The sequence below is a fragment of the Haliea atlantica genome (assembly GCF_054779855.1).
The window spans coordinates 1-1,425 of sequence record NZ_BAAGXL010000035.1 but is presented as its reverse complement, the minus strand read 5'-3'; the positions used below and the strand labels follow the sequence as shown (position 1 = coordinate 1,425).

Below are 1,425 nucleotides of genomic sequence, written 5' to 3'. Positions count from 1 at the left end.
CAATGGGATGGACTCCTCCTCACCTAACCGGCATCTACGTGCCAAAATGGTGAGTGATAAGCCAACCATCATGAAGATGAGGAGAAGCCCAGATGAATATTATCCGCGTCGGTGTTGATATTGCCAAGTCAGTCTTCCACGTGCACGGCGTAGACCGTCACGATCAAACTCAATGGCAAGGCAAATACTCCCGCCACAAGTGGCTTGATGCGATCAGCCGGAAAGTACCGGCCGGTGCCGAGATTGGCATGGAAGCCTGTGCCTCATCTCACTACTGGGCCCGGGAACTGCAGAAGCGGGGTTATCACGTCAGGTTGATTGCCGCACAGTTTGTGAAGCCCTATGTCAAAAGTAACAAAAATGACCGGGTGGACGCGGAGGCGATCTGCGAAGCCATGAGCCGGCCGAACATGCGTTATGTCGCGCCCAAGACGGTTGCCCAGCAGGACATTCAGGCAGCGCACCGTATCCGGGAAGAGCTTGTGGGACAGCGTACCGCCAAAGCCAACCAGATCCGGGGACTGGTGGGAGAGTACGGCATTGTCGCGCCGGTGGGCATCCAGCAGCTCCGCCGGGCCTTACCAACATGGCTGGAAGACGCCGAGAACGGACTTAGCGATAGTTTCCGCATTCTGCTGAATGGGCTGGCTGAGGATCTCCAGCACCTGGATGATCGCGTCGCAAAGCTTGACGAGCGGATCGCTGACAGTGTCAAGCAAGATCCTGTGGCGCAACGTTTGATGACCTTGCGTGGCGTGGGGCCGCTCACAGCAAGTGCCTTGTCGGGCGCCTTGGGCGACGCGAAGGCTTTCCGCAGAGGACGGGACTTCGCCGCCTCTCTTGGGTTGACGCCCAGACAGCACAGCACCGGGGGTCGGGATCGTCTGCTGGGGATCAGCAAGCGCGGCGACAGTTACCTGCGCAAGCTGCTCGTTCATGGAGCACGAGCCGTGTTGCGTCATGTTGATGGCAAAGACGACGGACTGAGTCATTGGCTTAAAGGCCTTGCCTCCCGAAAGCATGTCAATGTGGCAACGGTAGCACTGGCCAACAAAACAGCCCGAATTGCCTGGGCGCTGGTGCACAACGACACGGACTATGACAACAACCTGGCTGCAGCCAGCATGTGAGGTGCCGTCTGAACGTGGCACACAAAGTGAGTTAAACAGAGTTTCCAAGGGAGACATCCAACACCGCGATTGCATGGCATTTTGATTGATGGCGAACAGGTCGACCGACGCCGGGAAAACCCTTTATGAGCGTGGAGCCACGAGCTCGTGTAAGCGATTGGGAACCGGCGTGCGAATAGCCCATCAGGGTCCGATGCCTATAAAACGGCATCATTGGAGAGACCGGATACACGTAGGCAGTCGTACCTTCTCGTGATCAAAAAAGTGCTTGCAATAGAGGAGGAGTCCATACACG

The 1,425-nt window shown here is 57.0% G+C and carries 1 protein-coding gene; it reads left to right on the top strand.

Going from position 1 to position 1,425, the window contains the following annotated elements; translation table 11 throughout:
• The first annotated feature begins 92 nt into the window (after positions 1-92).
• Complete coding sequence (locus ACYVGS_RS17750) at positions 93-1,130, top strand: IS110 family RNA-guided transposase (protein ID WP_027951329.1); 1,038 nt, start codon at positions 93-95, stop codon at positions 1,128-1,130.
• Positions 1,131-1,425 lie beyond the last annotated feature (295 nt).